This window comes from Roseomonas sp. TAS13 (genome assembly GCF_001950415.1).
GTDB lineage: Bacteria > Pseudomonadota > Alphaproteobacteria > Acetobacterales > Acetobacteraceae > Roseomonas > Roseomonas mucosa.
This window is the reverse complement of record NZ_BDLP01000616.1, coordinates 1-1639: the sequence shown is the minus strand read 5'-3', so window position 1 is coordinate 1639 and position 1639 is coordinate 1. Positions and strand designations below refer to the sequence as shown.

Annotated in this window: 1 protein-coding gene and 2 pseudogenes; 2 read left to right on the top strand and 1 reads right to left on the bottom strand. The window is 67.5% G+C overall.

Features of this window, described 5'->3' with window-relative positions:
- A pseudogene (locus ROTAS13_RS28350) lies at nt 1-366 on the top strand (hypothetical protein); the annotation flags it as partial.
- On the top strand, nt 338-721 hold the full coding sequence (locus ROTAS13_RS28345; protein ID WP_253187765.1) for a hypothetical protein: 384 nt from the start codon (nt 338-340) through the stop codon (nt 719-721). The pseudogene ROTAS13_RS28350 and the gene ROTAS13_RS28345, both read left to right, overlap by 29 nt.
- On the opposite strand, the pseudogene ROTAS13_RS24235 reads toward ROTAS13_RS28345, so the two are convergent.
- Nucleotides 696-1595, bottom strand: a pseudogene (locus ROTAS13_RS24235) (IS256 family transposase); the annotation flags it as partial. The gene ROTAS13_RS28345 and the pseudogene ROTAS13_RS24235 overlap by 26 nt on opposite strands.
- Between the last annotated feature and the right edge of the window lie 44 nt (nt 1596-1639).

Here is a 1639-nt window from a genome sequence, read left to right as displayed (position 1 = left end):
GCCCTGCAGGTCCGCGAGGCCGGGTTCGTCCCGGACCTCGCCTCCTACGACCACATCGTCCTGTTCACCTCGGGCGGCAAGGATTCTACCGCCTGCCTGCTGCACCTGCTGGACTGCGGCATGCCCCCAGAGCGGATCGAACTGCACCACCACGAGGTGGATGGCCGCGGTGCCCCGTTCATGGACTGGCCGGTGACCGGGGCCTACGTCGCGGCGCAGGCCGCGGCGTTCGGGCTGCCGCTCTACCACTCCTTGGCGCGAGGGTGGCTTCGAGCGGGAGATGCTGCGCCAGGATGCACCGACGGCGCCGATCCTGTTCGAGGCACCTCATGGCCTCATGAGGACAGGAGGTGTGGGGCCGCGTAGTACCCGGTTGCTGTTCCCGCAGACCTCGGCCGACCTGTCCGTCCGCTGGTGCTCGGCCGCACTCAGGATTGGCGTCATGGACACGCTGATCCGGGCGCAGGACCGCTTTCTCGGCAGCCGCACCCTGGTCGTGACCGGCGAGCGTGCCGAGGAAAGCCCGGCGCGGGCGCTCTACGCGCCGAGCGAGCGACACCGCACCGATACCCGCGACGGGACGCGACGGCAACGCCACGTCGACCACTGGCGTCCCGTACATGGGTGGAGCGAGCGCGGCCGTGTCCCATTGCGTGGTGTAGGAGCGCTGGTTCTCGGCGGACTGAACTGCCGGGTCAGGCAGGCACGGCGGAGAGCCTGACGGAGGCAGTATCGCTGACGGTGCTGATGGCTTCCAGAGTCATGTAGCGGGAGCGCTGTATGGCCCATTCGTCGGACTGCTCGAGCAGGATCGCGCCGATAAGCCGAACAGCTGCGGCCTCGTTGGGAAAGATGCCGACAACGTCGGTGCGGCGCTTGATCTCGCCGTTCAGGCGCTCGATGGGATTTGTTGAGTGCAGCTTCGCCCGGTGGGCGACGGGGAAGTTCATGTAGGCCAGCACGTCCTCTTCGGCGGTGTCCATAAGGGCGGCAAGCTTTGGGATCTTGGGGCGGAGCTGATCAGCTACGGTGCGCCACTGGGCGTGCGCCGAGGCCGCGTCCTCCTGAGCGTAGGCGGTGCCGATCCAGGCCGAGACGATGCGGCGTTGCGTCTTGCCTGCATGAGCCAGGGCATTGCGGGCGAAGTGGACGCGGCACCTTTGCCAGGTGGCCCGGAGCACCTTCGCCACGGCGGCTTTCAGGCCCTCATGGGCATCCGAGATCACCAGCTTGACCCCAGCCAGACCCCGGCGGGTGAGGCCGCGGAGGAAGTCGAGCCAGAAGGGCTCCGCCTCGGACGCCCCGACCGCCATGCCCAGCACCTCGCGGCGGCCATCGGTGTTCACGCCCACCGCGATGGTGACGGCAACCGAGACGATCCGGCCTGCCTCTCTAACTTTCACGTAGGTGGCGTCCAGCCAGAGATAGGGCCAGTCACCCTCGATGGGACGGCCCAGGAAGTCGCGCACCCGCTCGTCGATCTCGGCGCAGAGGCGGCTGACCTGGCTCTTGCTGACACCCTCCAGCCCCATGGCCCTGACCAGGTCATCGACGGAGCGGGTGGAGATGCCGTGAACATAGGCTTCCTGGATCACCCTGTCTCTTGATCACATCTACGCACAGCTCCACTGTAAGGCGA